This is a genomic window from Blautia massiliensis (ex Durand et al. 2017) (assembly GCF_001487165.1).
GTDB classification, from domain to species: domain Bacteria; phylum Bacillota; class Clostridia; order Lachnospirales; family Lachnospiraceae; genus Blautia_A; species Blautia_A fusiformis.
Window position 1 is genome coordinate 1,748,095 of record NZ_LN913006.1, and the last position, 20,569, is coordinate 1,768,663.

Annotated in this window: 17 protein-coding genes; 2 read left to right on the plus strand and 15 right to left on the minus strand. The window is 46.1% G+C overall.

The features are described from left to right. Positions 1 to 41 precede the first annotated feature (41 nt). Positions 42 to 425, plus strand: a complete 384-nt coding sequence (locus tag BN3261_RS09040) for a DUF3783 domain-containing protein (RefSeq protein WP_021652148.1) — start codon at positions 42 to 44, stop codon at positions 423 to 425. Between the two features lie 141 nt (positions 426 to 566). Here the strand turns inward: BN3261_RS09040 and BN3261_RS09045 are convergent, their stop codons facing one another. The 15 genes from BN3261_RS09045 to BN3261_RS09115 form a co-directional block, all read right to left on the minus strand. Further along, positions 567 to 1,985 (minus strand): arabinose isomerase, encoded by a 1,419-nt coding sequence (locus tag BN3261_RS09045; protein ID WP_059086068.1) that lies wholly within the window; start codon positions 1,983 to 1,985, stop codon positions 567 to 569. Between the two features lie 18 nt (positions 1,986 to 2,003). Continuing rightward, positions 2,004 to 3,407 carry a rhamnulokinase gene (gene rhaB / locus BN3261_RS09050; RefSeq protein ID WP_044961882.1) on the minus strand — a complete coding sequence of 468 codons (1,404 nt, stop codon included), beginning with the start codon at positions 3,405 to 3,407 and terminating at the stop codon, positions 2,004 to 2,006. A 266-nt stretch (positions 3,408 to 3,673) separates the two neighbouring features. Continuing rightward, a complete protein-coding gene (locus BN3261_RS09055) occupies positions 3,674 to 4,843 on the minus strand; it encodes a substrate-binding domain-containing protein (protein WP_059086069.1) in 1,170 nt (389 codons plus the stop codon). Between the two features lie 148 nt (positions 4,844 to 4,991). Next, positions 4,992 to 5,969 (minus strand): ABC transporter permease, encoded by a 978-nt coding sequence (locus tag BN3261_RS09060; protein WP_059086070.1) that lies wholly within the window; start codon positions 5,967 to 5,969, stop codon positions 4,992 to 4,994. 11 nt (positions 5,970 to 5,980) lie between these two features. Continuing rightward, positions 5,981 to 7,492, minus strand: coding sequence for a sugar ABC transporter ATP-binding protein (locus BN3261_RS09065; protein WP_059086071.1), 1,512 nt, complete (start codon positions 7,490 to 7,492; stop codon positions 5,981 to 5,983). Positions 7,493 to 7,513: 21 nt separating this feature from the next. Next, positions 7,514 to 8,488, minus strand: a complete 975-nt coding sequence (locus BN3261_RS09070; protein ID WP_059086072.1) for an ABC transporter permease — start codon at positions 8,486 to 8,488, stop codon at positions 7,514 to 7,516. Positions 8,489 to 8,645: 157 nt separating this feature from the next. After that, the gene (locus BN3261_RS09075; RefSeq protein ID WP_059086073.1) at positions 8,646 to 9,653 is read right to left on the minus strand and encodes a substrate-binding domain-containing protein; all 1,008 of its coding nucleotides are present in this window, start codon (positions 9,651 to 9,653) and stop codon (positions 8,646 to 8,648) included. Beyond that, the gene (locus tag BN3261_RS09080; RefSeq protein ID WP_015527303.1) at positions 9,650 to 11,437 is read right to left on the minus strand and encodes a cache domain-containing sensor histidine kinase; all 1,788 of its coding nucleotides are present in this window, start codon (positions 11,435 to 11,437) and stop codon (positions 9,650 to 9,652) included. The genes BN3261_RS09075 and BN3261_RS09080 overlap by 4 nt, the downstream gene beginning before the upstream one ends. Beyond that, entirely contained in the window at positions 11,434 to 13,050 is a 1,617-nt protein-coding gene (locus BN3261_RS09085) for a response regulator (RefSeq protein ID WP_059086074.1), read from the minus strand. Before BN3261_RS09085 ends, BN3261_RS09080 begins: the two co-directional genes overlap by 4 nt. Positions 13,051 to 13,297: 247 nt before the next feature. Beyond that, the gene (locus BN3261_RS09090) at positions 13,298 to 14,299 is read right to left on the minus strand and encodes an aldo/keto reductase (RefSeq protein ID WP_059086075.1); all 1,002 of its coding nucleotides are present in this window, start codon (positions 14,297 to 14,299) and stop codon (positions 13,298 to 13,300) included. 46 nt (positions 14,300 to 14,345) lie between these two features. Further along, a complete protein-coding gene (gene pfkB, locus BN3261_RS09095; RefSeq protein WP_022427200.1) occupies positions 14,346 to 15,275 on the minus strand; it encodes a 1-phosphofructokinase in 930 nt (309 codons plus the stop codon). A gap of 1 nt (position 15,276) precedes the next feature. After that, positions 15,277 to 16,329, minus strand: a complete 1,053-nt coding sequence (locus tag BN3261_RS09100) for a galactitol-1-phosphate 5-dehydrogenase (RefSeq protein ID WP_059086076.1) — start codon at positions 16,327 to 16,329, stop codon at positions 15,277 to 15,279. Between the two features lie 2 nt (positions 16,330 to 16,331). Beyond that, complete coding sequence (gene xylB / locus BN3261_RS09105) at positions 16,332 to 17,849, minus strand: xylulokinase (protein ID WP_059086077.1); 1,518 nt, start codon at positions 17,847 to 17,849, stop codon at positions 16,332 to 16,334. Then, positions 17,849 to 18,874, minus strand: a complete 1,026-nt coding sequence (locus tag BN3261_RS09110; protein WP_059086078.1) for a LacI family DNA-binding transcriptional regulator — start codon at positions 18,872 to 18,874, stop codon at positions 17,849 to 17,851. The genes xylB and BN3261_RS09110 overlap by 1 nt, the downstream gene beginning before the upstream one ends. A 34-nt stretch (positions 18,875 to 18,908) precedes the next feature. After that, entirely contained in the window at positions 18,909 to 19,760 is an 852-nt protein-coding gene (locus BN3261_RS09115) for a class II fructose-bisphosphate aldolase (RefSeq protein WP_015527310.1), read from the minus strand. 347 nt (positions 19,761 to 20,107) lie between these two features. Between BN3261_RS09115 and BN3261_RS09120 the strand changes: the two genes are divergently transcribed. Beyond that, positions 20,108 to 20,554, plus strand: a complete 447-nt coding sequence (locus BN3261_RS09120) for an RbsD/FucU family protein (RefSeq protein WP_015527311.1) — start codon at positions 20,108 to 20,110, stop codon at positions 20,552 to 20,554. The last annotated feature ends 15 nt before the right edge of the window (positions 20,555 to 20,569 follow it).

Here is a 20,569-nt window from a genome sequence, read left to right on the forward strand (position 1 = left end):
TTCCACAAAAATCTTTATTCAGAAATGAGGTATGACACTATATGAATACACAGCCAGAAGCTCTTTTATATAATTTTAACGACCCAGAACGGCTTCGCCAGATCCGCCGCTATCTGAACCGTCAGAAGGTTAAGACACGGATCGTCACTGCGCCGGAATTTCTTCATCCGCTGGGATATCTTTTTGAGATTCCGGGATTTCATCCCTCATCCCAGTTTAATCTGGGAAGCAATTTCAGTGATGAGATGATCGTGCTGAAGGATTTTTCCAGTGCACAGATGGATGATTTTCTTGCTTTTTTCCGTGAAAACCAGATCCCGCCTGTTGCACTGAAGGCCATGCTCACACCGGTAACTCAGCACTGGTCTTCCATCCAGCTGCACGATGAGCTTTCCAGGGAGCACACACTTATGCATAAAAAATAACTGCAAAACCAAAATCTGCCGAATCTGCCTGCTGCATTTCCGGCAGATCTTTTTTATCTTATTTTTCCCACTGAAAAAGGAGACCGCTCCGCGCAGTCTCCTTTTTTGAATATGTTTTAGGTTGAATACATAAGAAAGAATTTATCTTGTCACGATATCTACCGGTACGTTAAAGATTTTTGCAACCTTCAGGATCGTATCGATGTGTCTTCCTGTAGCAGCTGCCATATGATGTGTCGGGCCAGCCTCGCTCCAGCGGTTAACGAACTCTCTTGCTCCGCATGTGAAGCGTGTTCTCATGTTTGTATCACCGAAGGAAAGGATCGGTCCCTCCTCGTTTACGCCCTCAGCTACAACGAATTTGAAGTTTCCGTCTTTATCCTGAGTGATTGCAAGGTAGGTTACAGGGCCTGTGTATGGATAGAACTGTGTCAGGTATCCGCCGCCTGTTTTGCCGTGGAATACCGGCACGATTTTCATGGTTGGTTTCTTGTCGGAGATGTCAGCGTCACCGCTTCCGGAATGTCCGATGATGCAGATGTCATCGTTGAAATCGATGGAGTACATCTCAGAAAGCTGGCCTGTACCGGAAATTGTCTTTAAGATACTCATTGCCATGGCAACCTTCATGTCACCCTCTACCGCACATGCAGTACCCTGTTTGATCAGCATGGAGAAAGCCGGGATCAGCATACTGTCAAGGACTCCTGCTTTACCCTGTGCAAATCCGTCGTAATGGGAAGCGATCATTCCAAGATGCTCGTCTTTTACCCACTCCTCAAAAGCAACTACATATTTTGCCATATCCCATACTTTCTCAATGGTGCCGCCGCCCTCAATATCGAATGTATCAAGGATATCCTGTGCTTTTGCCCGGATTGCCTCCTCATCTGTAATATCATCAGCGATCGCCCACATCTTCTCCCAGTCGAACTGTTTTGTGTAGAGGAACATTCTGTTATAGAGGTTTGTCTCATCAATATACAGATCCATCATACCCGGATATGGTCTTCCGATCTGCGCAATGTTAGTCTCACGGAATCTTCTTCTTACCTGAGCAGCCTTGCACCAGTCTTCGATCTCAGCCTGAACTGCAGGATCTCCGCCTTCTACAACGCCTGTGATAACCGCATGTCTCTTGCCTGCTCTCTCAAGGTCAGCAACTGCCTCGCCTACAGCACCGCATGCATAGCCTTCACCCAGCCAGGAGGCAATGTCAGTGTGCTCATAATCCAGCGCTTTGATCTTCTGAACGTTTACAAGAACAACCGGAACATCCAGATCACGGATCGCCGGAAGCATGTTGTAGGATGTTGCGTATGTCAGCATCTGAAGAAATACAAGGTCAACATCTGCTGCACGGAACTTATCTCCTGCCACCATTGCCTGCTCTTTTGTTGTCACCATTCCGCCGTCAACGATCTCTACTGTATCCGGGATCGTTTTCTTGAATGCGTCGTACTGTGCCTCAAATTCCGGCACCAGTGACGGAAACTGCGGAAGATATGCGCCTAAAGCAATTGAAAATACACCAACTTTTGCCTTTGTGTTAACTAACATAATAAGACCTCCAATTATTTATGCTTTGTATACTTTAATACCGAAGGACTCATGGATGGTTGTACGAGCCTCCTCGATCGTTTTAAACTCCTCGGCCTTCAGCATCTGTGCTGTGATATTACCGATTGCAGTAGCCTCACCAGGGCCTGCATGGATTTCTTTCTTTGTAGCTTTTGCAGTCAGCTCATTTAAGTATCCTGCATTGGAACCACCGCCTACGATATGGATACGGCTGTAGGTTCTTCCTGTCATCTCCTCGATTTCTTTTGCGATCTTAGCGTAGCAATCTGCAAGGCTTGTATAGATAACGGTTGCAATCTCGCCAAGAGTTTCCGGAACCTGCTGTCCTGTTCTGCGGCAGTAGTCCTGAACCTCTTTTGTCATGTTCTCAGGAGAAAGGAAGCACTCATCGTTTGCGTTTACTCTTGACGGGAAGTCTTTTGCCTCCTCAGCCATCTCGCAGATCTGTGCAAAGCTGTACGCATCATCAAACTCATGACGTACAGACTGGATCATCCAGAGACCCATGATGTTCTTCAGATAACGGAAACGTCCTGCATATCCACCCTCGTTTGTGAAGTTCATCTCACAGCTCTTCTCAGAGCAGTCTGCTTCTTTTCTCTCGATTCCCATCAGAGACCATGTTCCGGAACTGATATAAATGAAATCGTCATCATTTGCAGGCACAGCCAGAACTGCAGACCCTGTATCATGTGTAGCCGGTGCTACAACCTCAAGATCAAAGCCAACTGCTTCCTTCACTGCATCTGTTAAATGTCCGATGCTTGTGCTAGGCATGATCAGCTTCTGGAATATCTTTCTTGGATATCCCAGCATATCGATCAGCTCATAATCCCAGTCCTTGGTTGTCGGGCATACAAGCTGTCCTGTGGTTGCCTCTGTGTACTCGCAAGTTTTTTCGCCTGTAAGAAGAAAATGGAAGTAGTCCGGTACATGAAGAAGTGTCTCAGCCTGCTCCAGATACTCAGGATGTTTCTTCTTCACTGCCATCAGCTGATATACTGTATTGTAGATTGCTTTCTGGATACCGGTTCTTGCATACAGATCTTTCAGGGAAATTGTCTTATAAACTTCCTCGTCCATTCCCTCTGTACGATGATCACGGTAGCCTACCGTGTTGCCAAGAACCTTGTCATCCTTGTCAAGAAGTACGAAGTCAACACCCCAGGTATCAACACCCATGCTTACCGGGATCTTGCCGATCTCTTTACATTTTTTAAGACCGTTTACGATCTCGGTGAAAAGACGGTCAAACTCCCAGCAGAGCTCTCCATCCTTCTTAACCATACCGTTCTCAAAACGATAGATTTCTTCCAGGATCATTTTTCCGTTTTCCATATGTCCCAGAATGTGACGTCCGCTGGATGCTCCGATATCTACTGCTAAATAATATGTTGCCATTTTTAAATCCTCCTCAATATGTAAGCTTCTGATCACTTTCATATCTGATGTTGTATTTATCATACATCAGGATCCTTCCGGTGATAAGAACCTCTTTTGTCAAAAAAAGTGTCTTTATTTGCCAATAATACAGCGATTATTTATGAACTACTACATTATTTGTTTAAAAAATCCGCTGACTGAATCAGCCAGCGGATCTCTTATTTCATACGTCCGTGAACGCAATCCGCGTTCATTATAACTTCACGATCTGATCGATTATATGATTAGTCATAAAGGTTAGGAGCGATATCCTCGTCTTCCATATTTGTTGCATCATACCAGTAACCGTCTGTAGGAACATCCTGAAGCTCCTGGCCGTTTGCTGCTGCTGTCAGAGCGTAGATTGCATAGTATCCCATCATAAGAGGAGACTGTGTAACAGCACCGATGAATGTGCCATCTTTAACAGCTGCTTTGATGATAGAACCAGCATCGAAACCAACACCAACTACATCACCGTTTGCCGGGTCAGAACCAAGAACGTTAAGGTTAGCATTTGCTGCAAGAACACCCTCTGCGGAAACCTGGTTAGAACCGAATACTGCGATACAGTTCTCCTGGGAAAGGATTGCCTGTGCCTCTGTGGAGCAGAGCTCTACAGTTGTCTGTGCAGGTACAGCTACCTGGATAACAACGTCTGCGTCTTTAGCATCTGCGTCAGCACCCTCTGCTGCGTTTACATAGAACTCGTTACCGCTTACTGCTACAGTCTTGCCATCAGCCTGAAGAAGCTCGATCATCTTGTTGATGAATCCTGTACCACGCTGCTGGATGTTCTGAGCTGTTGCATCCTGGTTAACCTCACCGATGATAACCTGTCCGTCAGCATCTTTAACAACGTCTTTAATGCTGTTGTACATATTCTCAGCTGCTACTGCACCAGCCTGTGCGTTGTCTGTACAAACCTCGCATACTACAGATCCTTCCGGAGCATCAGCGATACCTGTATCGAATGTTACAACCGGGATTCCTTTTTCTGCACATGTCTTAAGTGCATCTGTAACAGAAGATGTATCACAAGCTGCAAGTCCTAATCCAACAGGATTGGAAGCGATAGCTGTGTTGATCATGTTAACCTGGTCAGCGATATCGGACTCACTGTTCGGTCCCTGTGGTTTATAAGTAACGCCCAGCTCCTCAGATGCTTTTTTCATACCTTCCTGAGCTGCATCCCAGTATGTGGACTGGAAAGATTTAACCATCATCGGGAACTCATAAGCTTCGTTTGCTTTCAGTCCGTCGAACTGTGCGGTAGGATCCTCAGCTGCTGTGGAATCTGCGGATTCCTCTGTTGCTGCATCTTCTTTCTCCTCAGCTGCAAAAGCTGCTGTTGCGCTCATGCTTGTTACCATTGCTGCACAGAGCATTAATGCCATAACCTTTTTTGCTTTCATATAATATTTCCTCCTTAAAATATATTATATAGTTTTTTTATGTTCATACGCCGTTGCTACCCCTTGGCGTTTCACATCTTTGATTATCGGGTGCTGTTCACATTTCTCTGTAAACAGCACCCTTACTTATTATACACACTTCTTAATATCAATGTGCTGCTTTTTTCTCTTTCAGGATATCGATCAGAACGGCTACGATCAGAACGATACCTGTGATGATCTGCTGCCAGTTTGCCTGCAGGCCGATGTATGGAAGACCTGTTTTCAGAAGCATGATGACGAAGATACCAACGAATGTACCGATTACGGAACCATATCCACCGGTAGCTGCTACACCACCAACGAATACACCACCGATAGCATCCATCTCAAGTCCGGCACCAGTACCAGGCTGTACAGTAGGTGTTACTGCTGCGTATGCGATTGCTGCAAGACCTGTAAACAGACCGCAGACAACGTATACCATTACGTGATAGAACTTTGTATTGATTCCAGAAAGGGCTGCTGCCTCTTTGTTGGAACCGATTGCAATTGTGTAACGACCGAATTTGGTGTGGTTCAGGATGTACTCCATAAGAAGAACCAGAATGATCATCCACAGGAAACCGAGCGGATAACGTGAAGCACTTCTTCCTGTACCAACGGTTACTTTAAAGATTGTGTGGAACCATCCACCGTCCTGTGTAAGTCCCGGCCAAGGTGTCGCACTGCAGAGAGATCCGGCACCACGGGTAATCATACAGGTACAAAGTGTTGCCAAAAATGGCGGCAGGTTCATAACACCGATCAGTACACCGTTCAGTGCACCGACTGCGATACCAAGAACAATACAGATCAGCATTGCCAGAGCTACCGGGCAATTGTTGTTTCTGATCAGTGTTCCGCCGATCAGTGCGTATGCTACCATACCAGTTCCGATTGACAGGTCAACACCACCAGTGATAAGCGGGAATGTAACTCCGATCGCCATAAGAAGATCGTAATATGAGAAATCCAGCATACTCAGGATCGTGGTGTACTGTCTGAATTCTTTACTCAAGCCTGAGAATATTGCACACAGGACAATGATAACGAGCAAAACAATAAATCTCTGATCACTTAAAATACTTTTTTTCTTCTTAGTCATGACTTTCCTCCTTAATCGATATTCCGTGTGGCCTTGTCCATGATGTTTTCCTGGGTTGCCTCGGAGATATCAATACATCCGGTAACTTTACCCTCACACATGATGATGATACGGTCACTCATTCGGAGAACTTCCGTCATCTCAGAAGAAATCATGATAATGGATTTTCCTTCTGCTGCCAGTCTGTTCATTAATTTGTAGATTTCGTTCTTGGCACCAACATCGATACCTCTTGTCGGCTCATCGAAAATAAGGATATCACTGTCTCGTGTCAGCCATTTAGCAATAACAACCTTCTGCTGGTTACCACCGGAAAGGTTTACTACCAGCTGATCTGTTGTAGGTGTCTTTGTTGCAAGCTCTTTTACATATTTCTCAGTAACTTCTTTTTCTTTTGCTTTATTAATGAAGAGACCGTTTGTAAAGTTTTCCATTGTAGCAAGTGTTGTATTCTCTGTTACAGATTTCTGTACAACAACACCGTATCTTCTTCTGTCCTCTGACAGATAACCGATACCACATTTAACAGCATCCTGCGGGCTGTTGATAGTCACCTCATGAAGCTGACCGTCTTTACCCATAACGGAGATTTTACCACTCTGCTTCGGATCTGCTCCGAACAGTGCTCTGGCTGTTTCGGTACGTCCTGCACCCATCAGTCCTGAGAAGCCAAGGATCTCGCCTTTTCTCAGCTCAAAGCTTACATCCTGGACCATCTTACCTGCGTTCAGATGCTCAACCTTAAGAACTACCGGTGCATCTGCCGGAACCGCACTCTCCTGCTTCGGATCCTCATAAATAACACGACCAACCATCATGTTGATGATATCTTCTTTTGTACTGTCTTTTGTGATGAGGGTTCCTACGTAACCACCATCTCGCATGACTGTTACACGGTCTGTGATGGTTTTGATCTCATCCATACGGTGTGAGATATACACGATACCAAGATTTTTCTTACGAAGGTCACGGATGATCTCAAACAGATCCGCGATCTCTTTCTCGGTAAGTGCTGCGGAAGGCTCATCGAAGATGATAACCTCAGCTTTATGAGAGATTGCTTTTGCGATCTCACACATCTGCTGTTTTCCGACTGTCAGGTTTTTCATCTTTTCCTTCGGATTGATCTCAATGTTCAGATCCTGGAAAAGCTTCTTTGAATCCTCGATCATCTTTTTGTCATCAATGCGGAAACCTTTTTTCGGCTCACGTCCGATGAAGATGTTCTGAGCAACGGTAAGATCACCTACCATGTTCAGCTCCTGATGTACGATTACAACGCCGGCATCCTGTGCCTCACGTGTATTGTGGAATTCTGTTTCCTGTCCTTTGTAAACGATGGAACCTGAATCCTTCTGATAAATACCGGTAAGAACCTTCATCAGTGTTGATTTACCGGCACCGTTTTCTCCCATAAGTGCATGTACTTCGCCGCGTTTTACTTCGAAATTAACGTGATCCAGAGCATGAACTCCAGGAAAGGACTTATCAATGTCCTTCATAGTTAAAATAACTTCACCCATTGTCGCATCCTCCCTCTAAGATCAGTTCTTTCTGCGTCTTGCAGAAACGTCGATATAAACTGCAACGATAACGATGATACCTGTGATGATCATCTGCTGTCCTTTACCAAGGCCAAATGCCATGATGCCCTGCTGAAGAAGAGAGATGATAAATACGCCGATTACAGTACCGCCGATGGAAGCAAGTCCACCAACCATGGATGTACCACCCATAACGCAGCCTGCAATAGCCTCATTGTTGTACTGATCGCCATAACCAGGCTGAACAGTTGTGTATGTAGCTACAAAGAAGAGTGCTGCAATACCTACCAGAAATCCGCAGATCATATAAGCAAGCATTTCCCATTTCTTTGTGTTGACACCGGAAAGACGGACAGCCTCTTTGTTAGATCCAAGGCAGAGGATGTAACGTCCTGGTTTTGTGTTGTAAAGAACGATACCGCAGATAACTGCCATTACCAGGAAAATAATAATTCCTACAGGGAAGCCGTTTACGGAAACGATATTACGGAACCAGCCGTTTGCATCGCCAGCTGCCGGCCAGCTTACGGACTGTGTTTTTGTGAATACAGAAGCAATACCTTTTGCAATGTTCATGGATGCCATGGAAATAATGAATGGTGGCACTGACATGTAAGAAACCATCCAGCCATTGAAAATACCAAAGCAGAGACCGATCAGAATGCAAAGGATCATGGCAACTGCACATGGAACCTTGTAAGATGTCATGCAGTAACCGGATACCAGTGCACAGCAGAACATTACAGGTCCGATGGAGAAATCAATTCCTCCTGTAGCGATTACGAATGTAACGCCAAGTGACAAAAAGCCCAGGAAATACACATAGTTCAAAGTAGACTTGATACTATCAACAGTCGGAAACTTGTTTCCAAGAACTACTTTAAAAACCAGGAACATAAGAATCAGAACACAGACAAGAAGTATTCTGTTCAATCCGAGCTTCTTAACGATTGGATTTTGTTTTAAGTTTTCCAATTTTTACCCTCCTCACGTTTTGCACGTATCTTGTGTTTTCTTGGTTATTATAATACCGTCAAAAATCAATAATTGTAATAGAATATCTTTCAAAAAAAGGTTAAATATTTACTGTCTGGTAAATATTTAACCCTTTTCTTTGTGCATTTATGACTATTTACGGTGTAAGATCACCATATGTTTTTAACGTATTAAACGGGAAAAGCAGTTTTTCGATCTCACTGGTATACATATTGTCAGGAGTTACCAGCTGGCACCCGGAATTAATATTCTTTTTATAGTTTTCTCCACGCAGCATCTTAACTGTTTCCCGAACACCCACATACCCCATTTTAAATGCCTTCTGTACAACGATTCCCTGGAAGATTCCGTGTTCCATCAGCTGGACGGCCTCCTGTGAGCTGTCTACTCCCACCACCCTGATCCGGTTCTCTGCTTTTGCTGCCTTTACTGCTCTTGCAGCACCTACAGAGGAATATTCATTCATCCCCGCGATCATCTTGAGATCCGGATATTTTTTCATCAGCTCTTTTGTAAGCTCATAGGACTTATCATACTGAGAATCACAGTATACCACATCCACGATATTATCCTTCAGACTGCCAAGTCCTGTCCGGAAACCTTTTTCTCTTTCAACTGCCGTAGATACACCCTTTACATGTGAAACGATCGCGATCTGATCATCCGCTCCCACAAGATCCTTCGCAAACCTGCCAAGGATCTGCCCCGCTTCCAGATTATCGGTCGCAACGGTAAGATCCTGGACCTCTTCCTGTGTGTAAGAATCAATAAATGCGATATGTATTCCCTGTTCCTTTGCCTTCTTCAAAAGCTGGTCGGATTCAGTGAAGCTGGACGGCGAGATCAGGATCGCGTCCGGTTTTTCTTCTGTTGCCCTTTCGATCAGCTTGTTCTGACCATCCACATCATTCTCTTCCTCAGGTGCCCATACGCGGATATCTGCATTATATTCCTTTGCAGCCATCTCCGCCCCCTGGATCAGTGATGTCCAGAAATCGTTGGTACCGTCCACAACCTTCGGAATATAGATCAGCGATAGTTTTCTCTCTTCTTCTACCTGTTTATAATAGAATATTCCGGCTACAAGCCCCGCCACAAGGCAGATGACCACTCCAAAAGTCAGGAGTTTTCTATGTTTTTTCATATTGATTCCTCCTGTATTCCCGGAATGGTGATCGTGGCAGTGGTTCCGACACCTTTTTCACTTTCATAGGTGATCCCGTAATTTTCTCCATAATAAAGCTTCAGACGTTTCTGTACATTGTAAACACCCACACCATTGGAATGATAATTCACCTTATGCTTATCATAAATATGTGACAATGTTTCCTCATCCATACCTACACCATTGTCGATCACCTGAAGAACTGCATTTCCGTCCTTCATAAAGCCTTTTACCTGCAAAAGTCCCTTACTCTCTTTATATTTCAGTCCATGATAGATGGCATTTTCAATGATCGGCTGGAGAACCAGCTTGATCAGAGGGATATTTAATATAGAAGGTTCTACATCAATCTCGAATTCCAGCTTGTCCTTGTAACGCATCTTCTGGATTGTAAGATAACCCTTGGCATACTCCACTTCCCTTGCAAGAGGAACCACTTCATCTTCATTACTGATGCTCTGACGAAGAAGACGTGCCAGGGATGCTGTCATCAGAACAACCTCTTCGTACTTTCTGCCCTCTGCCATCCAGATGATCGAATCCAGGGTATTGTAGAGAAAATGAGGATTGATCTGGGACTGAAGGGCCTTAAGCTCACTTTTTCTCTTTGCTTCCTGTTCCTTCACATTCTGCTCCATAAGATCCTGTATCCTATGTGTCATCACATTGAAAGATTTCGTCAGGCTTCCGATCTCATTCTCTGAATCGATTTCCACATCTGCTCCGTCAAAATGCCCTTCCTGTACTCTGGACATGGAATCTCTGAGACGCTGAAGAGGATATGTAAGACTCTTTGCCAGAAATCTGGAAAAAAGCAGTGCCACGATCATCAGAAGTGCGGAAATAAGCACATAAATACTCTGTGCCTGATTGCTTTTGCGCAGGAGTTCGCTGACGCTCATACAGCCCACAACGGTCCATCCGGTTTTATTTGATCTGGAAATGGAATACAGCTTTCCTCTGTTTCCCTTTTCGGTACGCACCGTATCTTCTTTTGATTTCACGATCAGGTCGATATTCTCAGTCTGCAATTCATTATAAAGCTGCTGCTGTTGGGGATGGTATACAATATTTCCGCTTTCATCCAGAATGAATGCGTATCCCTTTTTCCCGATCGTATTCTGATCACAAAGTTCACTGATGGCACTGTAATTCAGATCAATAAAAAAGACTCCCTCTTTCTCACCGCTGTTGGAAAAATTACGGATTCCCCTGCTTAAAGTGATCACCCACGGACGCTCTCCGCTGATGATGTGCTGTACATGAGAAGATGTAAGAAGCGGGCCTTCCGGCTTCTGTAAAGCTTCCAGATACCACTCCTGGGTGGAAAGCTTCAGATCCGGATTCACAGACTGTTTGCCGTCGTTGATCAGCTTCCGTCCATTACTTCCAATGATCCCAAGATTTCGGATATCACTTCGTCCATCCAGAATAGTCTTGAACTGATTGATCAGACGCTCTCTTGTTCCATTGTCCACATTTTCACCAAAAAGATATTGCTGTACATCCTCGTTACTGGAGATCATATAGGCTATATTTTCCATGTAATCAATATAGGAATCAATATTCTGATTCATCTGCTGCACGATATTCTGGGTGTAGACAGCAGAATTTTCAAAAATAGAATTGCGGGTATATCTCATGGAAACACCTGTTATGACCAGCACCGCACTTAAAAGCAGCACCGTCACTACCGCAAAGATCGCACTCTGGATACTCTTAAATTTTCCTATGATCTTTGCCGCAAACCGGATATCTCTCATTTACGTTTCTCCCTTGCATATTCTGTTGGTGTGCAGCCGGTCATTTTTTTGAAGGAGATCCCAAAATAATGGGGATCTGCAAATCCGACTTTCTCGGCAATTTCATAATTCTTCATAGTTGTATTCTCCAGAAGTTCCTTCGCTTTCTCCATGCGGGTACGGATCAGAACCTCTGTAAAAGTCTCTCCCGTAAGATCCTTAAAGATCGTACTGAAATAGCTTGTACTGATATTCAGATAGGAACAGATACTGTTCAGGCTTAAATCCGGATCCACATAATTCTTCTGGATATAATCCAGGGCAAGTCTGGCCTGACGCTGTCCGCTGGAGCTGTTTGCATCGGAAAGTGTCTGGAAAATCTCTCCGATATGATTCCTGACCAGTTCAACAGCACTGTCAAAAGAATTCTGCTCCGTAACCTGCTGCAGAAGTGCTTCTCTTTTGGAAAAAAGCCTGTTGTCCGGAACCATATCCTCACAGGTCTCATCTGCTGCACGGATGATCTGCTGAAGATACACGCAGGCACGACTCTTATCCACCCGCGCTTCCTTGATCTCAGAAGAGATCTGTTCCAGAATATGCTCTGCGTTTTCCTTTTTACCCGCTTTCAGAGCAGCTGGCAGCTTCTCTACATAAACTTTAATGGAAAGATTTTTTTCCTCCGGCTGTTCTTCCATATCAATAAGAAGGCTTCCTCCAAGAAGATAACGATATTCAATAGCTTTCTCTGCAAGTTCATGGGATGCACGAAGCTCCTGCTGAGTTCTGGCCCAGCTTCCCACACCGATAGAAATATCCAGCGACATCAGTTCCTTCAGCTTATCCTGGATCGTCCTGCAGATCTCCATGATCTTGTGTTCAAACTCTCTGGTACGGTTTCCCATGAAAAGAGCACCAACCTTGTTATTTCCGGCCTGATATGCCACTCCTGCTTTTTCTTTGCTGATGATCTCATCACTGATATTAAAAAGGACAAAAGACATCAGTGCACTCTCCTGACGTTTCTCCGCAGTAAGCTGACTACCGTCCGAATACAGATCCAGATCAAAAACAGCCACACGATAGCATGCTGCCTCAAGATCGATTCCCAGTGCTGCAAGCTCTTCCAGACTTTCCTGCCGTGTCTTGATATTATCCACAAAGCCCTGCAGCGCTCTGGAACGGATCACAATGGCGTTTTTCTGATAATTCTCGGAAGTCTGTGTCAGACGTTCCAGCTTCTCTTTTTCTTTTCTTTGCTGGTCTACCTTCTCCTTCATTTTTCCGATAACATTTCTGAGTTCCATGGCTGTCACCGGCTTCAGCATATATTCACTGACACCATACTGGATTGCCTTCTTGGCATACTCGAATTCTCCAAATCCGCTGAAGATCACGATCACGATGTCCGGATAATTATCATGGAGAAAACGGCTCAGTTCCATACCATCCATATATGGCATAAGGATATCTGTAAGCACGATATCCACCGGATGGTTCTGTACAAATTCCGCTGCTGCTTTCCCGTTATCACAGTCTCCTACCAGCTCACAGTCCATTGCTTTCCAGTCAATATTCTCCCGGATCGCATCTCGAACAAGTATCTCATCATCTACCAGTAAAATACGATACATAATTTCTGTTGTCCCCCTCTGATCAGTTTCTGTTGTTTTTATTGCACATCCCCATGACAGATCCTTCCCCCGTCTCTGTCATTTTCATTGGTAAGATTACTGTCCTTTCTGTGAACAATAACTATTAATTCTTTTTATATGTTAACATGTTTGGTTAAAATTTACAACGGAGTTTCTTAGTCCAAATTAAATACAAAGAAATCCCGCATCCAACATATGGGATACGGGATTTTCCTGCATATTTTTATTATTTTACGATAACGCCATCCTCATCCCAGAGGTCATGCCAGTCATTTGCACCATGCCACAGAAATACCTGTCCTTTTACAAGACGGTTGCCTTTTTCCAGAGTTGCGATGGTTGCCATTTCTTTCTCTGTAAGGGGATCCTCTGTGACACATTTCAGGTTGCTTGCATAGTTGTGCACAGAGAACGGAATGGAGATCTCGCCTCTCTGATGTGCCCACTTCAGAGCGATCAGAGCCGGATGAACACCATGTGCCTTTGCGATCGCCTGCATCTCCGGAACCTCCAGATCCGCAACATCCTCCGGGCAGATATCTCTCTCCGGTCTGCGTGGAGAACCGATTGGCATATAGCCTACCGGCTGGATGTTATGCTCTACCAGATAATCATAAAGCTCCTGCTGCTGGAAGCATACATGAAGCTCAAGCTCACAGGTTGCAGGTTTGATCTTCATAAGCGGAAGAACTGCCTCAAGCTTCGGAATGGTCATATTGGAAATACCGATGTAACGGATCTTTCCTTTTTCTACCAACGCCTCACACTGGCGGTATGTATCCATAAACTCCTCCACACTGAAGGGTTTGGAATCCGGATTTCTGGAATCCACATCACATCCCGGTGCATGATAGTTCGGGAATGGCCAGTGGATGAAATACATATCCACATAATCGCACTGAAGATCCTTAATGCTCTTGTCGCAGGCTTCCTCTACTCTTCTGTGCATGTCGTTCCATACCTTTGTCATGATAAAAAGATCCTTACGCTCTACAACACCTTCGTCAAAAGCGTCCTTAAATACCTGGCCGATCTCATGCTCGTTTCCGTAGCATGCGGCACAGTCAAACATACGGTAGCCACTGCGGATCGCGCCTGCAACAGCTACAGATACATCCTCTGCGGATACACGGTCGGAACCGAATGTTCCCATTCCGACACACGGAACCTGCTCGCCGGAAGGAAGTGTCACTTTCGGCACAATTGCCGAATTGATAACTTCTGCCATCTTTACATCTCCTTTTTTATAAAAATTTTTTTATTATAAGCTTATCTTATAAACGCCTGATCTCGATCTTCGGAAGAAGAGCCTCCATATCCTCCATCACAAAGAATCCCGTTTCCTCACGCATGGCTGCCGCCGCTGAGATCGCACTGGCTCTTTGCAGAGTCTCTTCCAGGGAAAGTCCCTCACTTAATCCAAGGGCAAAGCCTGCAATCATGGAATCTCCGCAGCCTACGGTATTTACCGCATCGATCTTCGGAACCACCGCACGGAAAATCCCTTCCTCTCCGACTGCCAGGGAACCATCTGCTCCAAGCGAAACCGCCACGATCTCCACACCACCGGCATGGATGGCTTTCGCTGCTTCAATGATATCGTTGATATCGTCACAATGCTTGCCTGTCAGCATACGGATCTCATCAATGTTAGGCTTGATCAGTGTCGGTGCTGCCTTGATTCCCTCTTCCAGAAGCTTGCCGCTGGTATCCAGGATCACCGGTTTTCCGGCGTCTTTCACAATCTTCACAAGGCGCTGGTAGGCACTTCCGTCAAGTCCCTTCGGCACGCTGCCGGACATCGCCACAACAGAAGCGTCTTTTACAAGCTGGCGGAATTTTTTCTCAAAGCCCTCAAAATCTGCCTCTGTCAGTGTAAATCCCGGCTCCAGGAATTCGGTCTGTACATGATTCACCTCATCCCAGATGTTGATACAGGAGCGGCTCTCCGCATCTACATGGTAAAAAGCACTCTTAATGCCAAAGGGTTTCAGGGCAGCTTCTATATAATTGCCTGCGTGACCGCCTACAAAGCCGGTGGCAACCACTTCAGCACCGTAAATGGACGCCGGCTTGGAAACATTCAGTCCCTTTCCGCCGGGAACGTAGGTACATTCACGCACACGGTTCACTTCGCCCACTTTAAAATCATCCACTACATAACGCTTGTCAATGGCAGCGTTTAAGGTTACTGTCAGGATCATATCAGTCTTCCTCATTGGAAAGAAGGATCTTTCCTTTTACAAGGCCCGGTGTCTTGAACAGCTGGAATGCTTCCTGTGCCTGGCTCATCGGGATTTTCTTATAGATGAAGCCCGGGTCAAACTTCAGCTGGCCAGTTGCAAAATAATGCGCCGTCAGCTCCCACTCACGTCCCGGATACGGGGCACTGTAGGACATCCAGGAACCGGTAAGCTTGAACTCCTTACGGTTCATGTTCTCCCACTCCTTCGGTGTAAAGGTAAGGTTTTCATGAGGAGTACCGATGAAGCATACATGTGCCTTGTTTGCTGCAAGCTCAAATGCCATATGCATGGTAGGAACCTGTCCGGCTGTCTCAAATACGAAGCCGTAGCCCTTTCCACCTGTAATGGCCATGGCTTTTTCCATATATCCCTCTTCCTTTGTGTTGATCACTTCATCTGCGCCGAGACGCTTTGCAAGAGCAAGTCTCTCATCGCTGATATCAAAGACCACTACCTTTTTGGAGCCGAAGATCTTTGTCCACTGCATGGTGAACATACCAACTGTACCACCGCCAAGGATCGCCACATACTCACCACCGTGGTAATCGTTCTGGAATACACCGTGGATGGCTACGGTTGCAGGCTCAAACATGGCTCCCTGCTCATATGGAACATTGTCTGCGAATGGTACTGCATTCTGCTCAGGAACCACTACATAATCTGCGTTTGCTCCCTGCTCTCTGGAACCGATGAAGCTGTAATGCTTGCAGAGAGAGAAATTACCCTTCTGGCAGTCGTCACACTTCATACAGGGAAGAAGTGGTGCACCGGATACACGGTCGCCGACCTTCACCTTGGTAACGCCTTCTCCCACTTCCACCACATCGCCGGAAAATTCATGTCCAAGCACGATGGGATAAAAATGTACGCCGTGATTTAATACACGCGGGATATCAGATCCGCAGATCCCGGAATATCTTACCTTGATCTTCACATGGCCCGGTGTTACCTGAGGTTCTTCCACTTCCTGATATTGAACATCCTCATTTGCTACTACTACTGCTGCTTTCATGATCACTTTTCCTCCTCATTTCTCATCATAGGTTCAAGAGATTTATAGAGATTTAAATAGGTTTTATAGGTTTTCTCATAAACGTCCCAGTTTTCCGGGTTCGGTTCATGTCTTCTTGTTTCCTTTACCGTAAGACGGATGGCCTCATCATAATCCTGATACATTCCAACACCAACACCTGCCAGAATCGCTGCACCAAGTGTTGTTGCCGTATCAGAGGACGGCACTACGATGGGTTTTCCTGTGATATCGGATTTGATCTGTGTCCAGAGAAGAGAATTTGCAGAGCCTCCCATTGCACGGAGAACTTCCACATCTGCTCCTGCTTCCTTTGCCACCTCAAGGTTGTGTTTCAGAGAAAGTGCTACGCCTTCCATACAGGCACGTACCATATGTCCCTTGGTCTTGGCAAAATCCAGTCCGTAGAATACACCCTTCGCATTAGGATTCCAGATCGGGGAACGCTCACCGGACATATATGGAAGAAATACCACTCCGTCACTGCCTGGTGCAACCCTTTCCGCGATCTCATTGAGCTGGTTCAGAGAAGAGCCTTTTTCCCCTGCTACAGAGCGCTCATAATCTGCAAACTCACGTTCAAACCAGCGCATGACACCACCACCTCCGGTGGTTCCTCCCTGAAGGAGCCACTGTCCCGGAACCACGTGATAGCCAAGGATCAGTCTGGGATCTGCCTTGTACGCATCCATGCAGATGCTCATTCCGCCGGCCTGTCCTCCTTGCTCCTGTGTCTCACCCGGATGGATCACTCCGGCTCCCAGTGTTCCGCATGCCGCATCCAGACCACCGGCAACAACCGGTGTTCCCACAGCAAGGCCGGATTCCTCCGCCGCCTTCTCTGTAACTGTTCCCACAACATGATCACAGGCACAGATCTCAGGAAGAAATTCCATGGGAATCCCAAGCTTTCTGCACATATCCTCATCCCAGGCTGCCTTTCTCATGTCAAAGCAATGCAGGCCATAGCCCTGGGAAACATCCTGGCTCATCACACCTGTCAGCTTATATGCAATGTAGCTGTTAGACTGCAGGATCTTGTGGATCCTTTGGTACACCTCCGGGAGATTTTCTTTATACCAGAGGATCTTTGCAGTTGTGTAGGACGGCTGAAGGGAATTACCGGATACTTCAAAAATCTGCTCTGCCCCGATTTCTTTATTCAGTCTGTCACAGATAGACTGTGCTCTGGTATCCATCCAGATCGGAGTGTTTGTCAGTACATTTCCGTCCTTATCCATGGCAATGGCTGACCAGCTCTGGCCGTCAATACCGATGCCTGCGATCTCCTCAGGTGCTATCCCCGCTTTTTGGATGGCCTTCTTTACCGCCTGACAGACAGCACTCCACCATTCTTCCGGATCCTGTTCTGCCCAGCCCTCCTTCGGATAGTAAACCGGATAATCGCCGTTGGCCGCAGCCACAACCGTTCCCGATTTTTCAAAAACCGCAACCTTACAGGCACTGGTGCCGATATCAATACCTAATAAATATGGTTTCATTATAGCTTCTCCTTCTCGTCCAGCACACGGACGGATTTTCCCATGATGATCTCTGCGCCAAGCTTCTCCGTGATCGGTTCTGTTTCTTCACTTGCAGCCCCTTCCAGCCGTTTCAGCATGATTCCCGCCACTTCTCCGGCAATCCCCTGTGTAGGCTGTGCCACAATGGTAAGCTTGGGATTGCATGCTCTGGCAAACTGCAGATTGTCAAAACCGATCATAGACAGCTGTTCCGGGATCTTAAGACCCAGCTCATTCATCCCGATCACCGCCCCCATGGTCATCTCATAGTTGGTAACAAACACGGCCGTCATATCCGGATTGTCCGCAACAAGCTTCTCAATTCCCTGCACACCGCCCTGAATGGTATAATCGCCGTGATAGATCAGAGATTCCCGTACCGGTATATTTTCTTTTTCGTATGCATTGCGGTACCCCTGGAGACGTTCCTGAGCGGTGGAAATTTCCTCCGGTCCGCCAATGATCCCGATCTTACGGTGTCCTGCCTGAAAAAAAACTCTCATTGCGTCCTCAGCCGCCTTCTCGTTGTCTACAAGAACACTGTCACAGGAAAGCTCCCGGATCCTGCGGTCAATGAGTACGATGGGCTTTCCGGTTTTCTGAAATTTTTTCAGATGATTGCCTTCCGCATCCACCGGCATGCTGATGATCCCGTCCACACGCTTCCGGCTTAAAAACTCCACTGCATCCCGCTCCAGCTTCTTATCAGTACGGCAGTCACAGACAATAGTCGCATATCCGTGACTCCTTAAGACATCCTCCATTCCTGTGATGATCTCCGCGCAAAAGGTATTGTTAAGCTCCGGGATCACCACGCCGATGGTCTTGGTAGCATTGGTCTTAAGCCCTCTGGCCACCTCATTGACCTCATAATGCAGCTCCTGAATGGCCTCCTCGATCTTTATTCTGTTTTTTTCTCTTACGTTTCCGCCGTTAAAATAAGAAGAAATCGTTGCGAGCCCAAGTCCGGTCCGCCTGGCAATATCTTTCATGGTTGCTGCCATACAGATCACTCCGTTTCTGTTTTTTTACAGAAGATCATTCTGCCTTTCCATCACAGCCGCAAACCTTCATACGCGCCTCAACCAGCTCCTTCACTGCCTGGATTGCTTTCTTTCCGTAGGCTTTCGGATCGATGGTGTTCTCATTCTCTGCAAAGGTCTCCTTCACTGCCCTGGAATATGCGGCACGAAGCTCTGTTGCAAAGTTAACCTTGCAGATACCACGTTTTACACAGTCGCTGACATCCTCATCACTGAGTCCGGATGCCCCGTGAAGAACAAGGGGGATATCTACGACTTCGCGGATCTCGCTTAAGCGTTCCTTGTCAAGAACCGGTGTTCCCACATAGAAACCATGTGCGGTTCCGATGGCAACTGCCAGGGAAGTAACACCTGTACGCTCCACGAATTCCTTCGCCTCCTGCGGGTCGGTGTTAGTGTCTGCCTCAGCCTCAAGATCATCCTCTTTACCACCGACCTTACCGAGCTCAGCCTCACATGGGATATCCAGGGCTGCTGCCACATCCGCAACTCTCCTGGTCTCTCTGATATTATCCTCAAAATCCAGCTTGGAACCATCGATCATCACAGAGGTATAGCCTGCATGCATTGCCTGCATCGCAAGCTCAAAGCTGCTGCCGTGGTCAAGATGAAGGCATACCGGAACGGAAGCCTTGGCTGCCTCTGCTGCTACGATCGCAGCGTAAGTCTCAACCGTACCATATTTAACAGTAGAAGGTGTTGTCTGGATCATAACCGGTGCTTTCAGCTCCTCAGCTGCCTGGATGATCGCCTTCACCATCTCCATATTCTCTGCGTTGAATGCTCCTACTGCATATCCGCCCTTCTGTGCCTTTAACAGCATTTCCTTCGATGTAACCAGTGGCATAATCTTCTCCTCCTTGGAATCATAATCATTGTGTTTGTTTTGTATTATTTTCTCATTTGGTTCAGAAACCGAAACGTTTCCGTTTGAGTTCATCATAGCGCTCCATACGTTTTCTGTCAACCATAAAATTTTCATCATTTACAGGAAAATATTCCCTTGAAAAGGAGACCAAATACCGTTAGATTAATTAATAAGAGTTCTAAAGCCTGTGGCCGGGCAGGTCTGTCTGATACTACCGGCGTCATAACAGTTTCGGAAATCCATGTATCCTGTTCTGATCATCTGAGCCTGATGCTATAATTTCCGAAATGCTGTAAGTACACAATGATCTTAGGAGGATATAAACTATGTTAAAAGGAATTCCAGAAATCTTATCACCAGAATTACTGAAGGTTTTATGTGAGATGGGACACAGTGACCGTCTTGTTATCGCTGACGGAAACTTCCCTGTAGAATCCATGGGAAAAAATGCCATCACCATCCGTTGTGACGGACATGGCGTTCCGGAAATCCTGGATGCCATCCTGAAGCTCTTCCCGCTGGATACTTATGTAGAGCATCCGGTAAACCTGATGGAAGTAATGCCTGGCGATAATGTGGAGACACCGATCTGGGATACATATAAAGAAATCGTTTCCAAGCATGACGAGCGTGGCGAAAAAGCCGTAGGAAACATCGAGCGTTTCGCATTCTATGACGAAGCAAAAACTGCATACTGCATCATCTCCACAAGTGAGAAAGCACTTTATGCCAACATCATGCTCCAGAAAGGCGTTGTGATCAACAACGACTGATCTTTTTTTGAACTG